A 21,443-nucleotide genomic window follows, 5' to 3' on the forward strand; every position below is an offset into this window, starting at 1 on the left:
CTGTTACTATGGGTATTGTATTAATATACATTTTTATAATAAAGAAATTTTCAGGAGGAAACTTATGAACTATATAACAAAGTACGAATTAGAAAATAAAGAATTAGCATCTAAATTTTCTATCAATAATGGAGAATTAGTATTTGATGAAAACTCACAATACAAGGATGTTTTCCAAGTAGGAGATATCGTAACATACAAAAATGATGCTAAGAAAATCGGAGTTGTTTCCTTTATAGAAGAAGATGAATTAAATATAAATTGGAATGATAATAGTGAATCTGAAGAAAATACTTCTGATTTAATAATTGTACCTCCAACATTTGGAATACAGTTATTTAAAAATGATGATTTACTTCAATTATGGGAAAACTTATCAAATGGTAAAAACGACAGCTTTGATTTAAAATGTCTTTATATAAATGACAAAATGATAAATGAGGTTACTTTTATTAGAGCATACAAAAATACTGATACTCTAGTCGATAAACAATTTAGAAGAATATTTTCACTTTATAGAAAGTTTGGTAGTACACAAATATTCAGAACTAATCTATATACTATTTGTAACGGTAATGTGGAGTTAGATACTTCTAGATTTGTATATTATTTATTACAAGATAATGTTGTTTATTATTTAGGAATAGACTTAAGCAAGGAAGATTTAGCTACTTACTTATTTAAAAAATAATTATAATTTAAAACAAGAGCAATGATTTTAAGTACTAAATTACTTAAAATCATTGCTCTTAAAAAATTATGCTAAATTAATCATTATCCATTTCCTCTAAAACCATGCTATATCCTATAGAAGCACCTAAATATCCTACGACTTTTATCAAATCAGAAAATGCAATTATTCTAGAAGAATTCAAATTTGATTCACTAGATTTATTAGATAGTTTCTATCAAGACTTACATTAGTAATACCTAATTCAAAAGTAGTTAGAGCATTGCCTGTAAATATTATTGATACAGCTTTTTCTATTTCTACCGACTTAATATCATTATTATTAATTACGGATTAATCATCATTTAATAAGGATTGAAATATAGCTTTTTCAGAATAATCATATTCTATAAAGTTTGAAAAGCATCCAATCATAAAAAGTATAGGAGCAAATCGTACATTTTGTAAGATATCAAGTTGAATAGCTACTTCATCTAAATTTTCTTTCTTATAATTTTTTAATTTAGATTTATTCACATTTTTACCTCCATATCCTCCATATAATCTATCTTCTAAGAACTCTTTATTTTAAAGTTTTAATATTTATGCCTAATTTTTACAGTTATATATTATTCTGTATTTCAAATCCAATAATTTTGAAAATCAACATTAATTATTTAACTTTGATGTATTTTATTGCACTATAAGAACTATAAACTTTTTTTCCATCTACTTTTCTATATGCTTTTACTTTAAAATAGTAACCTTTTTTACTAGTTAATTTAGTTTTTGTCATTTTAGTGCTAGTTGTATCTTTTATTAAAGTATATTTACCTTTTTTTGAAGTTGCCATATAAACTTCATATCCATCAGTTCTTTTACTTACTTTTTTAGAATAATCTATAGTAACTTTTCCAGCTACAGTTGATGACAATTTTACTATTGGTTGTAAAGGCTTTGTAGTAGCTTTTACTGTATTACTTTTTAGGCCTAAATAAGTTTTACCTTTAACTTCTTTGTATGCACAAATTTTATAATTATATTTAGTCGCAGATACTAAGTTAGTAACTTTGTAATTAGTTGTACTATTTTTATTTATTGTTTTTATTAAAACATATTTTTTAGAAGATGAATCATATTTGTAAACCTTATATCCATCTGCATTATCAACTTTTTTCCAAGATAATTTTAAAGAATTAGTAAGCACATCGAAAGCCTTACCATTTGTTACTGTTTGTGGTATTATGTTGAATTTAGCTGTAGCTGTGCCTGAATAATCATTGCATCCTTTTACAGTAACTATAGCCTCTCCTATCTCTTTATTGTTTGAATAACTTACCGTATAATCTACACCTTCTTCTAAGACTCTTTTACCATCCTTTACAACAACTTCTGGTCTTTGTGCTTTTCCAGTATAAACTTGGTTTTCTACTTCTATTTTAGTGTTTGCAATGTTTACACCTACAACACCCATAGCTTCATTTAACTTTTCAATAGCTGAATCTATTATAGATTGATCTTTTAATAAGACGTACTCTGTTTTGTTTACTGTCTTAGCTTCTTTTAAAGCTTGTTGGAACTTTTTATAAGCAGATTCAGAAAAATCACTTTTATCCATGTCGTTAGCTATTTCTATAGCTTCTTTTAAAGCATCTTTTGAAGGAGTTATTAGTCCATCTGGGTTTAATTGATATACAACTGATTCTAATAGTTTACAATAAGCAGTTATAGTCTCTTTACCACGAGTTCCCCAAGTTGATTCTATAAATTCAAGATTATCTCTATCTGGATCATGCATTACTTCACCTATTTCAGTTTCATAAGCACCTGAAGAACCTTCTTCTGGATGGTCTGGATCATCTGGCATTTCCCAGTTCACTGCTTCAAAATATAAGTAAGGCATTTTATTTCTAAAGCTTGCATGATCACTCCAGTTTCCTGTAGAAGGAGTTGCATAATCTAAGTTTAACTTTGTATTATTTAATCTCATTCCTGTTTGTAGTGCATCAGATAATTTTAATGCTTGATATGCTGGCCATGCGTCATTAACTTTATCTGTATCTTTGTTGTAGTTACCACTATATACATAACGATAAGTACCAGCTAACATACTATCCATATTTACCATATAAAGAGTATTTGCTACTTCTTCATCTGTCATAGCATTTGCATATGCAGCAGAACCTTTAAGCCCCACTTCTTCAGCACCGAAGAATACAAATTTAACAGTATAAGGTGTTTCTTTATTTGCAAGTCTTTTTGCAGTTTCTAAATTTACAACAGTTCCAGAACCATTGTCATCTACGCCATGAGTTCCCACACTGTCATAATGTGATCCTATTATAACTTCTTTATTTGAAGCACCTTTTTTAGTAGCTATAAGATTTTGAGAGTTATAAGTTACATCTTTTCTCGTATACGAAAAGTCCTGAACTTCTACTTCATATCCAAATGATTCCAACTGTCCTTTTAAATATTTAGCTGCTTCTAATTCTTGATCTGTACAAGCTATCCTTTTTGTTAAGTTTTGATCTAAGTATTGTAATACTCTGTATGCATAGTCTCCATAACCTGTGTTTTCTTTGGCAAATGATACTGTTGTATATGTCATTGTTGTAAATATCATGACGAATGCCATGATAATTGCTAAAATTTTCTTTTTCATAAATTTTTCCCCCTTAAATATAAATTATTATTCAATCTAACATGAAGCCACTTCATGTTAGATTGAAATAGCGTCATCTAGATATTTTCATTTAATTTTGAAGTAATATAGATCAGATATTTTTATTATATTTTGAAAATTCAGTTATTAACTTCTAGACCTTTTATATAAAACTTGCTTATTTTATAAGACAATATTTTATTATTTCTCATAAGGAATTTTTATAATAGCATAAATTTTCTTTTTGATTTTACAGCAAAATAAATATTTAATAAGTTCTTAATGGCATTTTAGTGATAATGATGAGTATTCAAGTACCATATTAACTAGTATTTTATTAGGTACAAAAAAATCGCCTCTTAGTCCTATAACCAAGAGACGAATTATATCCGCGTTACCACTCTCATTAATAAGTTATATAAATAAAAGTTCGCTTCAAGCAAGATATTGCTCAACAAAAAAGTCTCTTGGCTATAAAGCCAAGAGACGAATTATTCCGCGTTACCACTCTTATTGATAAAATTCGCTACGCTCATGTCGCCAACGATATGTCTTCGCTACTGATTCAGACAAATCCGTTGCTTAAAATTCTGCGCTCATGTCGTCAACGAAAAAACTTATCCACTCAATCTCTTAAGGCGAGATCACCGATTGACATACTAATAATTTCTGACAATCTCCTCCAAAGCTCTATTTCACTTTATATCTTGTTACTGGGCTCACACCAACCCCAGCTCGCTGAAACTTAATAAAAAGTTACTCTCTTTCTCATAGGATTAATTCATTAAATTTTTATCTTGTTAAAATAATAGGATAATTTCTAAAATATGTCAATACATTTTTTTCAATCTAATATAATTACTATCACTAATAAGAGCAATCATATCATTTTTAATAAATCCATATTATAAAATAATCATCACCATGATCACACTAGAATATAATATATGGAAAATTATATTAAGGGGTCTTGCCATGAGATGGATCAATGTTAAAAATGTAAATGAATTAAAATCCTTAGGCAAATTTGCAGAAGTAAAACGTGAGATAAAACAAGATGTTGGCGAAAACATAAAAATAACAGGAAGAGGCTGGAATGATCTTTATAAAAACATAACTAAGTTCTCAAATCTAGTTGAACATATCTACAAATCAGACATTAATTCCAGTAAACTAGTTCAATCATCAGATATTTCTTCCAACTACTTCACTTCTAAATCAAATGAATACATCTTCTACCTTACTGAACTTGACGGAGAAATTAGAATGAAAAAATTAGGAATAACAAAGTCTCTTTTTTCTAACAAAAATGAGGCAAAAGCTTGGAGAGATAAAATTTCAAAAGAGATACACCCTGATATTAACAACCATCCCAAATCTACTCTAGCCATGGCAAAATTAAACGAAATGTATAGTTCTATGGTGGGCAAAAATTAAAGCTAAAAAAAATGACTTAATGATTCCTTACTCAGTTAAAGATTTGGATATCATAGAACCTGAAGTTAATAAAGACGCAAAGAGTAAGGTTGTTAAGGAGATTTCAAATGCTTGGAAAAATACTTCTATGATTGATTATAAAGGATGGGTTTGGGTTAAAAAGGATAAGCTTCACAGTATACTTAGAACTACTAAAAACAACATGGAGTATATATTTATGCAAATTCCTGACCAGTATAAAGCTACCTTTGGAAATGAAACTTATGTTAGAGGTTATGAAGTTCTAAGACTAATAGCCAAAAGTTTAGAGGAAAATGGTACTGGCACAAAAGGAATTTATCTAGAAACATCTAAGCAGTATTACGACTCCATAAGTTCCTGTGATAAAGCAAAACTACTCAGAATAGAATACGAAAACCAACTAAAAAATCAAAGAAGATTACTTAAGAAAAAAAGAATAAAAGCATACAATATTAAACATGATGAATTAACTAAAGAACCTCTAAAAATTAGATATGCTGAGTTTTCACATATAAGAAGTGTAGCCATATATAAATTTATATCAGATAGCATTGATAATGGTTTAATTGTAAATAAGGACACTCATAATATAATTACATCCCACGGTATTAATGATGAAGATGAGCTTCTAAATTTATGTACTAAAATGAACTGGTCAATTGACTGGTATAATATTTTTATACAAAATTTGTCTAAATTAATGATCTAATTAGATAGGTAAAAATATAAATAAAACTATTATTATGATGACTTAAAATAATGGCGTATAATTTTTTATACGCCATTATTTTACGGTATATATTTATCTTTGTAATATTTTATCTTTTCTTTAATCTGTTTTCCATGTAAAACTATATGTGTATATAAGGCCAAACCCCAAAAAGATAATACTATTAACCCCATCCAAAAAGGCGTTATAATTGGAAACTTAGGTACATTTTTTAATATTACTGTTTCAGTTTTATCTCCTTCAGTAATACTTATTTTATTTAACACAAATAAACTTCTCTCCAACCTATAAGCCTTATTTCCTTTAGAATAAACCATTGGTGGTACCTGGCTATACAATGCAAATATATCATCTGATTTATCATCAATTTCTCTTTCAGAAATAACTTCTCTTTTATCTAAGTCAATAGTGTATTCTATAATAGGTTCACCATACAAAATAAAAAGTAATTTATTTTTATTCACGGTAAAATTATTACTTCTTCCACCTGAAAGTGATATGGTAAATTTATAATTTCCCTTTGGATCAAACACTTGTATATACTTATTATAATCACTTCCTATATAGTAATTTCCCTTTTCATCTACAACTAATTGGTCTGCTACATATATGGGTAGTTGATTTGTAGATATTTCATCCCATAGGTTATCATGATAATATTTCAGATTATATACTATACAAACAAAACTTCCTATGATTGAAAGTAATAATAATATTGGTATTATAAAGTGATATCTTCTTTTTGACATATAGAATTCCCCCTGCTTCTGATTTATATCATGTCCAATATGATTTTTTTCAAGTCATCTTCACATAAATCATTAAAATTGACAGAACCCATAACTGTACAATAGCTATTTTCATACTCATTATTCCATATTATAGAGTGTTTTAAAATATCCTTAGAAACTCCAGCTAAATCAATTCCCATGGCTTCCATACTAAAGCGCATTTTTTCAGGAAACTTACAAGGTAAATTATCAACATAGGCACATGATTTACAAAGTAAGCATCTACCTCCATCTGTTAACAACCCATTAACCTTCTTTTCTAAAGGTATTAATAAATCAGATAAAACTCTTCTTAGATATTGATGAATATCAGTTATTGTTCCAGGTTTAGGTATACTCATATACATAGCTATAACTAAAGAAGATTTATAACCTTTTATATAATCTGTAAATTTAGGACTATTAGGTGGGCATGTGTAGTTTGAATTGTAGTTTGGACATCCGTCTTTACAAAGATTTGTAAAGTATTCAAATTTCATATATTTTTTTAATATATCATTGTTACATATATTAGCTTTCAAATTTATCTTATTATTGTCTTTAGTAAAGTTTAACTCAATCATAATATCCTCCTAAGTATGTTAAAAAAGCCTTAAGATAAACCCAAGACTTTTTTAACAATATTATTTATATTTTCAGCTTCCCTCATTGCTTCAAATATATATTTATAAAAATTATAACTCTTAATGAATACTATAGTACATTCCCTATTGTACTTTAATTTTCAATTGACTAACCTTTTCCGAACTTTTAATTTACCCCAACTGATTGAATATCGTTTTCTCAATCTGTTTGATTACTACCCGTAAAAAATATTTCCTTGTTGAAACATCTTTATTATAACTCAATGCTCATGTTGTATTTTGTCGAATTCTGCGTTTTTGTTAATTTCCATAAATTACATGTTTAAATTTCCATAATTAATTATTATATTTCTATTATCTTCAATATAGCATCAACTGCTTTTGTTGCTCCACCAGAATCTCTAAAAACTTCTATACAATTTTTATAAAAAGATAGATTTTTGTTATTTACAGTTCCCAGTGAAATATATATTTTTTTACCCTCCATCAATTCTTTTTCCACAGTTACATCAGCTACTGAAGGTCCTACAAAATAGTATTTATCTGAAAAAGTGTCCACCATAGGTTGAAATTCTTTTGATGTGTAAACTATAGTATTTGTATCATTATCATTTTCAATTATTGAAATAAAATCTTTCACATCGTAACCATGACTTCTTAAAAGTTCTAATTTTTTATTAATTTTTCTCATACCTAATATCATATACATAATTTCTTTGAAACTTTGCTTCATCATAGGCGCTGTATACTTGTTAAATGCAAAAGTTGTAGTAGAACATATATATGTGATATCCATTTTATTTGCAAATAATTTTCCCCAACAACATAAAGAGTCAGACACAATACAATCAGAATTGATTTCTTTCAGTTCCTTACATACTTTTTTATCTAAGGCTATAGTTGTATCTACTATCATCTCTATCATAGCAGAAAAATCCTTTCCACTTTCTTGTCGTCTTGAGGTCTAAGTTATGGAAGGTACTCATCCCTTATTTCTTTTATTTAACTCATAGTCTCCATTTATCCAAAGTTCTTCCCATATAACCCATGAATTTTATAAGATTTCGTTGATGAACTATTGTAATTCCTTTTTCTCTTGAGTGTAGTTATTTATTGTTCTTAATGTTTTAAATTCATACTAATCATATTTTTCATACCTCCTATATTTATAATATTTGATATATAATATTAATTCTACCAACTAACCTTAACATTGGTGTATATATTAGTGGCATTTAAATCAAAAAAGCATGTAATTGTTAAAACAGTTACATGCTCTTACTTTCAGTTACTTATTAATATGTATTTTATTAAAAATCTGTAGCTATTACAGTTAGCATTATCTCGTCACCTAAATCTTCTCTTACAGAAGTACCAAATATAATATTTGCTTCTGGATCACATAATTCTGTTACTAAGTTTGATGCGTCGTTAACTTCAAATAATGTTAAATCTCCACCACTGGCAATATTAAGTAATATTCCTTTAGCACCTTGTATTGCAGTTTCAAGAAGAGGAGACTGTATTGCTTCTTTTGCAGCTTCTATAGCTCTATTTTCTCCCTTTGCTGTACCTATTCCTATGTATGCTAATCCTTTGTCCTTCATTATTGAACTAACATCGGCAAAGTCTAAGTTTATAAGCCCTGGCATTTTTATTAAGTCAGATATTGATTGTATACCTTGTTTTAATACATTATCTGCCATTGAGAACGCATCGATCATAGATGTATTTTGGCTTACTATTTGTAATAATTTATCATTTGGTACTGTAATTAATGTATCCACACTTTCACTAAGGTTTTTAATTCCTTCCTCAGCATTTTTCATTCTTACTCTACCTTCAAATCCAAAAGGCTTAGTTACAACACCTACTGTAAGTATTCCCATTTCTTTTGCTATTTGAGCAACTATTGGAGCGGCACCTGTTCCAGTACCTCCCCCCATACCTGCAGTTACAAATACTATATCTGTACCTTCAAGTTCTTTTATTATTTGTGCTCTACTTTCTTTAGCAGCATCTTTTCCTACTTCTGGTTTAGCTCCAGCACCTAATCCTCTAGTTAACTTTTCTCCTATTTGAATTTGATGTCCAGCCATTGAAGATAATAGAGCTTGTCTATCTGTGTTTACAGAAATAAATTCTATTCCCTTTACTCCTTCTTCAATCATTCTATTGACAGCATTGTTTCCTCCACCACCAATACCCATAACTTTTATTACAACATCATCATTTTCAAGTTCTATGTCAATTCTATTATCACTCATTATTCTTCCCTTTCCATCTTTTCAATTACTTTCAGTAATAATTCATTGATTTTTTATAGTTACAATTTAATTATACTAAATATTTCATTATATTTATATCGCTTTTTTGTAAAAATATGATTTTTTTCCACATTCTATATAACTATTGAGTAGGAGCTAAATAATTATTTTATTTAGCGTCCTCTCACACAACCATATGATCTTTTGTACACAGTGGTCGATTAAGTTTCATGCACTTTTAAATATCTCTTGGAGATACTCATATATCCTATTTCTTCTAGATTTTTGTAGGCTATCATTTATATTAATGTATTATTTTCCTATTTAATTGCATAATTAATATTATGTTTATTAACTAAATACTTTTCAGTATGTATTCTAATTGTCAACTTTTCATTATATTATATTTAAATTACTCATCTTCATATCTTCTAATATTATCATTATTATGTTTTTCGTCACAATTATAATCGTGATGTTTGCAACAATTACACTCACATTCACACTCGCACTCATGCTCGCAGCAACTGTTATCACTACATTCGTAGCATTCACACTCCTTAAGAGTAACTAACTGTTCATATATCACCTGTTCCAAATGTGTAATATTAATTATAGTTTTATTTACTTCATTATTTATACATAATATTTTGTCTATGTCATTACAATCGGATAATACTTTCTGTATTTTTTCCCCTTCTGCATTCAAAATATGTGAAATTGATGCTTCTACTAATGCAATTGACTGAACTATTTTATTATAAGCATTGTGTTTACAATTCTCTTCACAATCATCTTTAAGACAGCAATTATTTAATTTATGGTTACAGCTACATGAATATAATTCTAAATTAATTTCATATACAAGTACTTCATATTTACTATCTTTATAATTTCTATTTTTCACAAGAATAAAAAATCTTACTTTCCTATTATTTTCACGCATTTCAAATGCTATATTTACAATTAAATAATAATTAGGAAACTCAAATTCATTTATTAACTTAAAATATTCATCATAAATTAAAATTTTCTGTCTTCTATGTTTTCTAATAGTTAAAATATAACCTGGTAAAATTGATAATACGTCACATATCTCAAAACAATTAAAACACTGTCTCTTATTCACATTGTCACATGTTTTATAAATTTTACCTATACAATTTGTACTTGACATCACTAAAGTATTATCTGTACAAGAATACGATATACTAGTTATTTTATCTTGGAAGCATTCATCTAAAATTAATTTAAAAGACTCCACTTCTTTAAAACACATATCAAGTTTAAATATTCTATATCCATTTTTATATGCCACTGCCCAAAAACATTTTTCTTCACTATCATAACATATATCTATATATTCTCTACAGATTTCAAAACATTCTTCTTCTTCAAATTTATAATTATACTTAACAATATTTTGATTTCCATATATAACTATATAAAAATTACATCCATCAAATAAAATATTCTTATAGTCAAAACAATTGTAGTCATCCAGATATATCTCTTCTATGAATTTTAATTTATTCATCTTATATCCCTCCATCCTAGTTAAAGAGTTTGTAACATTTTTACTCTACTTATATATAATATGAATATAAGATATTTTATGATACTTATATATAATATGAATATAAGATATTTTATGATACTTATAAATTTCAATAAATGGAGGAAATACTAATGTCAATGCCTGCAATTCAAGCTACACCTATTACTAGAGAGGTTGCCATTTCTAACATAATTCAATCAGTTGCTTTAGAGCAAACTGCTATATCTCATATTTTAAATGCAGAAGGTGAAAAAATACAAAAAATTGTTGCTAATGGTACTGTTAATGACATGTTATTAGTTAATGAATCTGTTAAATCAATGGTTAAATCCATATCTAACCTTGAAATGATCCTTTCTGCTAAGTTGGATCTTTTCTCTGATTGTGTATGCCCAGGACCAGGAACTTCACAACTATGCCTAGGATCTACACAAGAAGATGATGTATAATATAACAATAAAATAAACTGCTGTCTAAAATGTATACAGTTTTATAAAAGTACTATATAAGCAACCATATGACACCTGTATTTTATAGGTGTCATATTTTTTATAAATTTACTCACTTTCGACTAAAAAAAACATACAATGTATTGATACCTAATAAAGTATCAATTTATTAAATGGAGGTTAAAAATATGCCACAAATCACAAAAAGTGTTAATAAAACCCGAGTTCATGGCGATGAAACCTTTATATATACTTTTAATGTCTCTTATAGTGGACTTACAGAACCAACTGTTCAAGGAAAATTAACTGATTTTTTCCCAACTAAGATTATACCTACTCTTCCACAAGCTTCTGGGTATATAAAAAACATTACTCAAGCTCCAGTTGCGGGAGGCACATTAGTAACTTTTGATTTTGGAGAAATCCCTACTGGTACGTCTATATCATTTCAAGCAGCTTGTAAATTTGGTCCAGGTAGAGTTAATAATGATAGCTTTACAAATTCAGCTGACTTATATGCAGATAATGTTATAGTTAATACTGGAGTTGCCCAAACTGTAACTTTAACATTAACCGAGGATTTTAGATTAAATAAGTCAGTTCAGGGTAGTAGCTTAGTTAGACCTGGAGATATAGTTACTTTTAGTTTGTATATATTGAACTACGGTGATTCTGGAGCTGAAATATCAGATGTTGTAATCACAGATACTTTGCCTAATGGTTTAACACCGGATTTATCTTTTATACCAATAGGTAATGACGCTTCAGAATTAGGATATAATGATCCAACATATAATGGAAGAACTGGTTCTTGGAACGATAGAACTCTAACATTTACACTACCTAGCTTCAAAGGCAATGGATACTCAATAACATTCAAAGCAATTGTAGATATGGATGTTGTTCCAGGTAAAGAAATTATAAATACTGCGAACTGGAAAGTTAATAGCATAGTAAGAGATGGCGAATCTGTAAAATTAAGAGTATTTAATCAGAGTGATATATTTGCTTTTGAAAAAGATGCTACACGTACAGGAACTGTAGGTACGCCTATAACTTACGGACTAGTAAATACAAATCAAGATAACAAAGCTCATACAAATTATCAAATTATTGATACTTTGCCTGAAGAGGTAGATATTACAAAATTAAGATTTCAATCAAATTCTATTGGATTACCGTCTTATAGTATATTTATCTCATTATCTAGCAGCCCAGATACTTTTATATCTATTCTTAAAAACTCAAGCGATAATACTGATTTAATAGACTTAACACCTTTTATTACAGCTGGAACTAATGTAAGTAAGATTAAAATAACAGCACCTACTTTAAATAATGTAAGTTCATCACATACATTACAATTATATGGAGTAATAAATAAGAAAGCACAAAGTAAATTAGGCCAAACTATTATTAATACTGCTATAGCTTCAGCAGATGGTATAACTGAGAGTACATCCGCTGGAACTGTTCTAAACGGAGCATCGGATTTACAAGTAAGTAAAGGCATTATACCTGATCAACCTGCTTATGCTCCTCTAGATGAATTTGAGTATGTTTTAATATCTGAACCTTTAAATACCATTACTATAAATCCAATATTTGCAGACTTACTACCAACTGATGTTTTCTATGTACCTGATAGTGAATATTTTATATATCAAGATGGTATAACTGGAATAACCTATGATTCAAGAAATCCTGGTTTCCCAGTCCCTTTGCCTACTAAAGAAGTACTAGAAAATTATAAAAATACTGGTCGTACTTTACTAAGATGGTCTTTTGATAATTTCACAATTGCACTTGACACTAATTTGCAAGTATACTTCAAAGCATTTATAAAAATTACTTCAAACAATACTATTGTAAACAATGCTTATGTAGGTAATCCAGGAGATGATGTTTTTTTTGTATATAATGCAATTGAAGATACTAACGACTACGATGGTGATGGTATCACAGACGAATTCATATCAAGTTCTAGCACTACAAGTTTAGTTTTATTATCCTCAGAATTTGTTATAAAGAAATTAGTAAAAGGAGATTTAGATTTAGATTATAGTAGTTTAGGAAATGTCACACCTGGTGGAAATATAGATTATCAATATTATATAACAAATAACCAAGATGTAAATTTAAAAGATATACAACTTGTTGATATATTGCCATATGTAGGAGATACAGGGCTTATTTTAACAAGTACCCCTAGAGGTTCACAATTTGAAGTCTATCCAACTGCTATAGTCACAGCTGAAATAATTAATGTATTAGGAGAATCGGTTGAATCAAATCCTGAAATTTCTATTGAGTACTCAACTAGTAACAATCCAATAAGATTTGATCAAAAAGGCAATCAGATTGGCACAGGTACTTGGAGTATAGTTCCTCCAACAGATTTTACTACAATAAGAGCAGTAAAAGTAACTACCAAATCTAATGTATTATTAAAACCTTACGAGAGATTAATAGTTCATATACAAGCTAAAGCACCCGTTGATGTGCCAGTCAATAAAATAGCATATAACTCTTTTGCTGTAAAAGCTAACCAAGTAAAATCAGATGGTTCCACAGAACCACTACTTCCAACTGAACCTAACAAAGTTGGAGTACAAACATTACACCATTCTAAGTCTAGTATAGGAGGTTTTGTTTGGGAGGATCTAAATGGTAATGGAATATATGATGAATATGAGCCTGGTGTAAATGGCATTACAGTGGAACTATATGATTATTCTATTAAATTAATAAGCTCGACAGTTACTTCTAATAATTATAATGGTAAACCTGGATACTATTTATTTACTAACTTAAATGCAGGTAAGTACTATGTTAAGTTTAGACCTTATGGAGATTATAAATTAACTATTCAACAAGCAAGTTCATTAGACGGAAGTAAACCTAATAAAACTACAGGGCTAACAGATATTATATATCTTGGCTCAAATGAATCTAAATTAGATATAGATGCTGGTGTTTTCACTATATTATGTCCTCCTCCAACAATAAATGCAAGTAATAAGTGTATTCGTGTGGGAGATCCATTCAATCCTCTAGATGGTGTTAGCGCTACAGATTGTAGAGGTAATCAACTAACAGCAACTGTAGTATCAAATAATGTAAACAATCAAGTTCCTGGAACTTATACTGTAATCTATAGCGCTACAGATTGTTATGGAAGAAAAACTACTAAAACTATCTATGTAAAAGTTTGTCCAACCGGACCATATGAACTATCTATTTCAAATCTAATCCAGTCAGTAGCTCTTGAGCAAGCAGGTATTAGAAATATATTAAATGCTGAAAGTTTAAAACTTCGAAAAATAGTAGCAAATGGTACTGCAGAGCAAATGCTATGTGCTCAAGAATCTGTTAATGATATGATAAAAACATTAACTAATTTAGAATTAGTACTTCTTAATAAAGTAGATATTTTCTCTTGTCAGTTGTGTGATGATTGTTGTGCAGAAGATGGAGATTGTCCTAGCTACAAATAACTATTAGTTAAACTTTACACTGGAATGTTTTCATTCCAGTGCTTCATATAATGATTAAAATAGATGTGGTACTTAATACCACATCTATTTATTGTTATCAGATTACATTGAATTTATATATTTGCTATTATTTTGTAATATATTTTCATTTAATTTTACACTTTACCTTAAGATAAAAGTCAACTACACTTTATTTGTTATAATTTTTAAATGACTAAACTGTAATATGAAGTTTACACTATTATGATTATAATATAGATATCATTAATGGTAATACTAAAATATTAAGAGGTGTAATTATATGAAAAATAATAAAGAAAATTTAAATAATATAGATAAATCGCAGCAAAAAAATAAAAAAATACCTCCTTGGGAAAGGCCTTTATTTCTAATGATTGTAACCTTTATTGGCGGATATATGAATGCATATACATACATTACAAGAGATGGTATTTTAGCTAATATGCACACTGCTAATATGTCTATCTTTGAAATTAGTCTTGCATTGGCTCACTGGCAAAGAGCTCTAAATCATTTTATTCCCATACTTGCGTGCATTTTGGGAGCTGCATTTAGTGAGTATATTAAATTCTTGATTATAAAAAAGAAATATAGAGGTGATTGGAGAAAAATGGCACTTATTTTAGAATCAATGGCACTTTTTTTCATTGGATTATTACCTAAGTCTGTACCAGATCTTATAGTTACTAATCTTGTTTCTTTTTTCATGGGATATTTATTGTGTTTGTTTAGAAACTGCTTTGGCATTGCCTATAATACAACTATCTGCACAGGAAACCTTCGAACTGTTGGACAACTATTATATGGTGCTTTAGATGAAAGAAATAAAGACTCTATCATAAAGTTTCTTACTTTTACAGTACTTACTTTTTCTTTTGCAGTGGGGGCCATCCCTGGAACTCTAATCTCCCTTATTGTAAGTACTAAAGCTGTATGGGTGTGCAGCTTTATATTATTATCACAAGTGTTTTGGATATATAGATATGAATTGTATAATAAATCTAATAAATAATCATTTTTTTTAACTCATTAACTATAAAAAGCTACTGATTTGAAATCAGTAGCCTTTCATAATCATAAACAATTATGTTTCTTCATTTTATTTTTCCCTATTAACATTAATTTTCATTCTTTATAAAATAACCTTTTTTACCAAGTACATAAACTATAATTATAGATAACAATAAAACAAAAGTAGCTATAAGTCCTGCTTCTGGTCCAAATGCTCCACCACTAATAGTCTCACTTCCTACTAAGTTAAAATCAAAAATACTGGAGACAGCTACATTTATGCCACTAACTTCAAATCCAAATACATTACCCTGGGCAAAATTCCACGCTGCATGCATCCCACATACTGACCAAAGATCATTAGTCTTTATAACATAAATACCATAGAAAATTCCTACTAAAATAATATTTATTACTGCAATGTAGTTTACATCAGGATTAAATAAATGCATAATTCCAAATATAGCAGAAGAAAAAATCAGTGCAAATACCATGTTATATCTAGCTGCTAAAACATTCATTAACCAGCCTCTTGTCAATATTTCTTCCGTTGCACTTTGTATCATCCAACCAATTAAGATTATCATTACTCCTCCTAATGCAGATATACCAACAGGCTGGATGGGATTTTTATCCAATGAAACGCATCCAAGTACAAACAATATTAAAACTACAATTGCCATCATAATAAATCCAATTAAAAAACCTTTAGTATATTTTTTTAACCAGCTGTCTTTGCTAAATCCAAGAGTTGAAATTTTTCTTTTTTCAATATATTTAACCCTCACAAAAACTAATAATGCTATAAATAAAAATGAACTTAAATTAATAAATAATTCTAATAAACTTAAATTCGATGACATTCCCCTAGACATGTATAAAGTCAAATATATTGGTATTATACAAATTCCACCTATAATTTGACCACCAAACATAAATATTAAAAGTAATATCGTAGCCCAAATAAAATTAGGTAACTTTTTACTACTTTTCGCCATAGTAACAAGATCTTCTTTTTTTGAACACATAACATCCCCCTAAAATCCACTTATTTTGATTTATAATTATATATTGGTTTAATCACATCAATTATCTCTACTGTTTCACCTACAAATTTTAAAATATCATCTATGGATTTATAAGCCATTGGAGCTTCGTCAATCGTCTCTTCGCATACAGAAGTAGTCCAAATATCTTTCATACTGTTTTCAAATTCATTTATGTTTAACTTTGACTTTGCCTCACTTCTGCTCATAAGTCTTCCTGCTCCATGAGGTGCAGAATAGTTCCAGTCTTCGTTTCCTTTTCCTATTGCAAGTATACTTCCATCTCTCATATTTATTGGAATAAGTAACTTTTCCCCTTCATAAGATGATATACTACCCTTTCTTATTATATTATCTCTAAAATTGATATAATTATGAGTTGTATGGAAGCATGTAAAATCATCAATACTTTTTTTTAATAATTTATTTAAAATTATATTTGCCATGACTTCTCTATTTATCTCAGCATATTCCTGACAGATTTTCATGTCATGTAAGTATTCTTCTCTATATTTTCCTGTTAAAAAACACAAGTCTTTTGGATATTTAGGTTTTAAGTTTTCGTATTTCTTTATTAACTTTTTCAACTCACCTTGAATTTCTTTTCTTCTTCCTTGATCTTTGAAAGTTTTTATTAACTCTTCTTTTTCCTCATAGAACTTTTCCTTACCACTGCATAATTCTATAGCTAAGCTTTGGTAATAATCTGCAACTTGTTTTCCCAAATTTCTACTTCCAGAATGTATTACCAAATACTTATTTTTATTCTTGTCTTCGTCAACTTCAATAAAGTGATTTCCACCACCTAAAGTTCCTATACTTCTTTCTATCCATTTACTTTGTTTTAACTCTCTATAACAATGTAGTTCTTGCAATTTATCAAAATTATATTTTTTTCCCTCATGAACATTTTTTCCTGAAGGTACATATTTTCTTATAACATTATCTAGTTCTTCTAAAGGCAAATCTATTTTACCAAGTTCCACTGTAAACATTCCACAGCCGATGTCAACTCCTACTATATTAGGTATGACCATATTACCAAGCTTCGCAGTAAATCCAATTACACATCCTGCTCCTGCGTGAACATCTGGCATTATTCTTATTTTTCCGTTTTTAACAAATTCCTGATTACAAAGCTCCTCTATTTGCTCCTTTGATTTTTCGTCAATTTTATCCGAAAATATTTTAGCTAAGTTATACTTTCCCTTTACTTCTATCATCTTTATCACACCCTTTTTCTTATCTTGTTGTAATATAATCTTAACATATATCTACACTACATATTTTATAAATTAAAAAATGTAGTTACTAAGCTTATTATTTAAGTAACTACATTTTAATATCTATTTTATTTAATTATTTGTATATAATTTATTTTCATTTATCTAGATACTTCTCCTGTAGACTTATCTACATACCACCATCCGAAGCTTTCTCTCATGTCATTTTCATCATAATTATCTGCGCTCATATGATATCTATTTCCTATTACTTCATATACTTCAATTGTATTTGGTGCATAACCAATTTCTTTTATAAAGTAATTTTTTAGTATTTGTACTGCATTACTTTCAGACACACCACTATTACTAGACGTTGATTCTTTCTTTTTTGACTCTTGCTTTTTAGCTTCTTCTTGTCTTCTTTTTTCTTCTGCCTCTTTAGCTATTTTTTCTATAGCCACTTCGCAATCTGATTTTAAATTTGTTAAAGTTTCCTTTTGTGAAGCATAAGACTCATTATCTTCTATAAGTTCTAAGGCTTCATCAATATCCTTTATTGCTTTAGAGTAGTTTTTGTTTGAGAAATAATCTTCTGATGATTTTGTTAATTTATCTATTTTATCATTTAATTTTTTATCTTCTTCAACTTGTGTTTTTAAAGTTTTAGCTTCATTAACTAAGACATCAGATCCATTTTCATAATTTATAACTTCATCCAAAAGCTCTAAAGTTTGCTCAAATTCTTGTTTTTCATAATTTTCTAAAGCTTTCACGTACTTTTCACTTTGATTATATAAGGCAGTTGCAACTTCATCATCTTTCTTTTCTTCCAATGCCTTTTCAAACTCTGTAAGAGCCACTTCATACTTTCCATTTTTTAATGCTTCATTCCCCAGTTCTAATGCTTCATTGTATGCAGCATCACTTTTACAACCAACTAGTAAAAGCATACTTATTATACATATTGATATTAATTTTTTCTTCATTTTGTCTCCCTCATCTTTTGATTTATATTTTGACATTGTAATTATACCAAAATATAGATTATTTTTCCATAAGGGGTTTCATCAATTTGAAGTTTTATCCATACTTAACAAGCGATCTAAATATATTGATTTAACTTGTTCATTTGCCAAGGCTCTCTTGGCTGGGGGTAATTTAAGTATTGTAGATAATATGGCTGCCATGACTCTATGACTACTTAATGCTTTATTATCAAATATAAGTTCTTGTAATTGTCCCTTCTCTATGGCCATAAGAACTACTCTATGTACTGAATTTGCAGGAGTAATTATTTTTTCTTTTCTTTTCAAAAGTATTATGCTACTTTTGGGACAATTTCTAGCACAAACTCCACATCCTAAGCACACTTCTTCATCAATTCTAATTATAGCTTTATCCTTTTCTTTTACTTTACTTATTGCCCCTATGGGGCATGCATTTACGCATTTTCCACATCCTACACAAGAATCATAATTAATATTTGGTATAAAGCTAGTGGTTGCTACTGGATGCATATTACCAAATTTTCTAGCTGCTAATAATGCTTCACAGCAACATCCACAACAGTTGCATATAAAACTTACGCCTCTTCTTACATTTTCACCACATTGAACTAAATTATTTTCATATGCTTCATGTAATAATTCTTTACACTCAGATGCATCTATTCGTCTTGCATAATTGTATTTTATTAAAGAGTTTGCTGTCCCATTAAAAGTCATGCATATGTCCATAGGTGCATCACAACCTTTACCCACATGCTTCATTTTATGCCTGCAATAACACATTCCTACTGCTATATGCTCTGCTTCTTCTATTATATTAGTAGCTCTTTCATAATCTAATATTGTCACTTCATTGTCATTACTTAATACTTCTTCTTGTACGAAAACTCTTCCTAGTTTTGTTTCTGATGAATAAAATAAATCCTTTATAAAATCCTCTTCCACATTTAGATATTCATAATAAAGTTCTGATAAAAGTTTTTGATCAATATCATTTCTAGTTCTCATCAAAGCAAATTCTATAAATCCAGCCATTGGTGGAGGAAGTATATACTGTTTTCCTTTATCATCCTCTAAATCTAATAAAATTGCTTTGCTAGCAAGTGTATCAAGTACTTTTAATGCTTCACTTTCACTTACACTCCATATATCGGCCGCCGTTTTTACTCGAAATGCTTTAATTGGCAATTGTGCAACTAATTCAGCTTCTTTTTCTGTAAATAGCATGGCTAATATTTTGTACAAAGTTTTTGAAGGAGGTGCCCCTTGTGGAAATCTATTTAGCCTCTCCTCTAAACCTTTATATGCATTTTTTGCACTTATATGCGACATCTGTATCACCCTTTTATTTTATTTATTATCTAAATTATTGTAAGAAACAAATAATCTTATTCTGCATTATGTAATTATTACTTCTTTTTTTATAATATATTAATCATTCCAATGAATATATAAATATAAAATCCTTACAAGCAAAAAATAAGCTGTCACATAAACAATTAGAAATTGCTCCGTGGCAGCTTACTTTGGTACTTTGCTAGCTGAATATGACTCTAATAAATCATACTCACAGTTTATATATATTTATACTATTATCTTTTTCCTTCCTTTAACAAGCTTTCTATTTGACATAAACATTGTACTTACAATTAATATGACATATAGGACTACCCCCACCACTATAACCATATTATATGTAGGTACTATTTTCCCAAACAATGTATAAATTTCAGGAAAAATATAATACCTATTAAAATTAGTCATATGATAAGGTACGAAGTTCTTAAAGTAATGATTAAATTCAAATTTATTATTAGGTAGCATAGTCATTATACTTAAAATAAATGTAACAACTACTGCTTAAGATAGTATCTGTCCAGCTAATACAGTAGTTAAAAGCGTAACTCCAGCTAAAACTAACATTGCTACATATCCAACTAAAACATTTATTATGTACTGTTCAAAGAATGTAGTACTGTCTGGAGAAAAGAAGTAATTTATACTACTTTGGATAGGTAAATTATTTCTTTCAAATCCAAATGCAAATAGTTTGCATAGTGAAAATATTCCTATTGCAATAACATAAATTACTGTTCCTACTCCTATACCAATAATTACTCTACTTTTAATCAATTCACCCTTACCATATTTAGTGGATATGTATAATTGTTTCATATTTGATATTCTATTATTATAAAAATCACTTATATCTTTATCAGTTAGCTATTCTATTTTTTTATCATAATTTGAACCTATCAAAGTAACTAAAACTGAGTTATATAAATATTTACTTTTATCTTTTCTCTGCACAACATCCTTAATAGTTTTTTCATCTAGTAATATTTTGTGTTCATCTTTTTTTGATTCTTTTAAGTTATCTTTATTTGATATAATCATATTTCTACTTGAATCATATACATCATAATTCTTCATTGATACATTAAATTATTTATACCTTCATAA

The 21,443-nt window shown here is 28.5% G+C and carries 18 protein-coding genes, 1 pseudogene and 1 other annotated feature; of the genes and pseudogenes, 6 read left to right on the forward strand and 13 right to left on the reverse strand.

Annotated features, from left to right (window positions below):
- Positions 1-64 precede the first annotated feature (64 nt).
- Positions 65-691 (forward strand): hypothetical protein, encoded by a 627-nt coding sequence (locus QX51_RS17530; RefSeq protein WP_039681198.1) that lies wholly within the window; start codon positions 65-67, stop codon positions 689-691.
- 333 nt (positions 692-1,024) lie between these two features.
- On the opposite strand, the gene QX51_RS17535 is transcribed toward QX51_RS17530, so the two are convergent.
- Both QX51_RS17535 and QX51_RS17540 read right to left on the reverse strand, forming a co-directional pair.
- Entirely contained in the window at positions 1,025-1,207 is a 183-nt protein-coding gene (locus QX51_RS17535; protein WP_039681199.1) for a hypothetical protein, read from the reverse strand.
- Between the two features lie 136 nt (positions 1,208-1,343).
- Positions 1,344-3,335 carry a M20/M25/M40 family metallo-hydrolase gene (locus QX51_RS17540; RefSeq protein WP_039681200.1) on the reverse strand — a complete coding sequence of 664 codons (1,992 nt, stop codon included), beginning with the start codon at positions 3,333-3,335 and terminating at the stop codon, positions 1,344-1,346.
- Positions 3,336-3,814: 479 nt separating this feature from the next.
- Positions 3,815-4,116, reverse strand: a binding site (T-box leader).
- A 194-nt stretch (positions 4,117-4,310) separates the two neighbouring features.
- Between QX51_RS17540 and QX51_RS17545 the strand changes: the two genes are divergently transcribed.
- Entirely contained in the window at positions 4,311-4,772 is a 462-nt protein-coding gene (locus QX51_RS17545; RefSeq protein ID WP_039681201.1) for a hypothetical protein, read from the forward strand.
- Between the two features lie 19 nt (positions 4,773-4,791).
- Positions 4,792-5,502, forward strand: a complete 711-nt coding sequence (locus tag QX51_RS17550) for a hypothetical protein (RefSeq protein WP_052233146.1) — start codon at positions 4,792-4,794, stop codon at positions 5,500-5,502.
- An 80-nt stretch (positions 5,503-5,582) separates the two neighbouring features.
- On the opposite strand, the gene QX51_RS17555 is transcribed toward QX51_RS17550, so the two are convergent.
- From QX51_RS17555 to QX51_RS19700, 5 genes and pseudogenes are all read right to left on the reverse strand, one after another.
- On the reverse strand, positions 5,583-6,272 hold the full coding sequence (locus QX51_RS17555) for a hypothetical protein (protein ID WP_039681202.1): 690 nt from the start codon (positions 6,270-6,272) through the stop codon (positions 5,583-5,585).
- 23 nt (positions 6,273-6,295) lie between these two features.
- On the reverse strand, positions 6,296-6,877 hold the full coding sequence (locus QX51_RS19695) for a DUF2284 domain-containing protein (RefSeq protein WP_052233147.1): 582 nt from the start codon (positions 6,875-6,877) through the stop codon (positions 6,296-6,298).
- Positions 6,878-7,241: 364 nt separating this feature from the next.
- The gene (locus QX51_RS17565) at positions 7,242-7,823 is read right to left on the reverse strand and encodes a glycosyltransferase (RefSeq protein WP_242842771.1); all 582 of its coding nucleotides are present in this window, start codon (positions 7,821-7,823) and stop codon (positions 7,242-7,244) included.
- 388 nt (positions 7,824-8,211) lie between these two features.
- Positions 8,212-9,165, reverse strand: a pseudogene (ftsZ, locus tag QX51_RS17570) (cell division protein FtsZ); the annotation flags it as partial.
- A 412-nt stretch (positions 9,166-9,577) separates the two neighbouring features.
- Positions 9,578-10,702 carry an alpha-helical endospore appendage domain-containing protein gene (locus QX51_RS19700; protein ID WP_052233148.1) on the reverse strand — a complete coding sequence of 375 codons (1,125 nt, stop codon included), beginning with the start codon at positions 10,700-10,702 and terminating at the stop codon, positions 9,578-9,580.
- Positions 10,703-10,854: 152 nt separating this feature from the next.
- On the opposite strand from QX51_RS19700, the gene QX51_RS17580 reads away from it, so the two are divergent.
- From QX51_RS17580 to QX51_RS17590, 3 genes are all read left to right on the forward strand, one after another.
- Positions 10,855-11,172, forward strand: a complete 318-nt coding sequence (locus QX51_RS17580; protein ID WP_052233149.1) for an alpha-helical endospore appendage domain-containing protein — start codon at positions 10,855-10,857, stop codon at positions 11,170-11,172.
- Positions 11,173-11,360: 188 nt separating this feature from the next.
- The gene (locus tag QX51_RS17585; RefSeq protein ID WP_039681204.1) at positions 11,361-14,669 is read left to right on the forward strand and encodes an SdrD B-like domain-containing protein; all 3,309 of its coding nucleotides are present in this window, start codon (positions 11,361-11,363) and stop codon (positions 14,667-14,669) included.
- A 301-nt stretch (positions 14,670-14,970) separates the two neighbouring features.
- Positions 14,971-15,702: a YoaK family protein gene (locus tag QX51_RS17590; protein ID WP_039681205.1), complete on the forward strand. Its 732-nt coding sequence runs from the start codon at positions 14,971-14,973 to the stop codon at positions 15,700-15,702.
- Between the two features lie 106 nt (positions 15,703-15,808).
- On the opposite strand, the gene QX51_RS17595 is transcribed toward QX51_RS17590, so the two are convergent.
- The 6 genes from QX51_RS17595 to QX51_RS17620 form a co-directional block, all read right to left on the reverse strand.
- Positions 15,809-16,729: a CPBP family intramembrane glutamic endopeptidase gene (locus tag QX51_RS17595; RefSeq protein ID WP_039681206.1), complete on the reverse strand. Its 921-nt coding sequence runs from the start codon at positions 16,727-16,729 to the stop codon at positions 15,809-15,811.
- A gap of 20 nt (positions 16,730-16,749) precedes the next feature.
- On the reverse strand, positions 16,750-17,970 hold the full coding sequence (locus QX51_RS17600; RefSeq protein ID WP_039681207.1) for an RNA-splicing ligase RtcB: 1,221 nt from the start codon (positions 17,968-17,970) through the stop codon (positions 16,750-16,752).
- 161 nt (positions 17,971-18,131) lie between these two features.
- Positions 18,132-18,995: a tetratricopeptide repeat protein gene (locus QX51_RS17605; protein WP_139045029.1), complete on the reverse strand. Its 864-nt coding sequence runs from the start codon at positions 18,993-18,995 to the stop codon at positions 18,132-18,134.
- A gap of 45 nt (positions 18,996-19,040) precedes the next feature.
- A complete protein-coding gene (locus QX51_RS17610; protein ID WP_039681209.1) occupies positions 19,041-20,312 on the reverse strand; it encodes a 4Fe-4S dicluster domain-containing protein in 1,272 nt (423 codons plus the stop codon).
- A gap of 528 nt (positions 20,313-20,840) precedes the next feature.
- Complete coding sequence (locus QX51_RS17615) at positions 20,841-21,155, reverse strand: hypothetical protein (protein WP_039681210.1); 315 nt, start codon at positions 21,153-21,155, stop codon at positions 20,841-20,843.
- Between the two features lie 48 nt (positions 21,156-21,203).
- Entirely contained in the window at positions 21,204-21,413 is a 210-nt protein-coding gene (locus QX51_RS17620) for a hypothetical protein (protein ID WP_039681211.1), read from the reverse strand.
- Positions 21,414-21,443: the final 30 nt, after the last annotated feature.

Origin of the sequence: Terrisporobacter othiniensis (assembly GCF_000808015.1) — a bacterium.
In the GTDB taxonomy this organism is placed as follows: domain Bacteria; phylum Bacillota; class Clostridia; order Peptostreptococcales; family Peptostreptococcaceae; genus Terrisporobacter; species Terrisporobacter muris.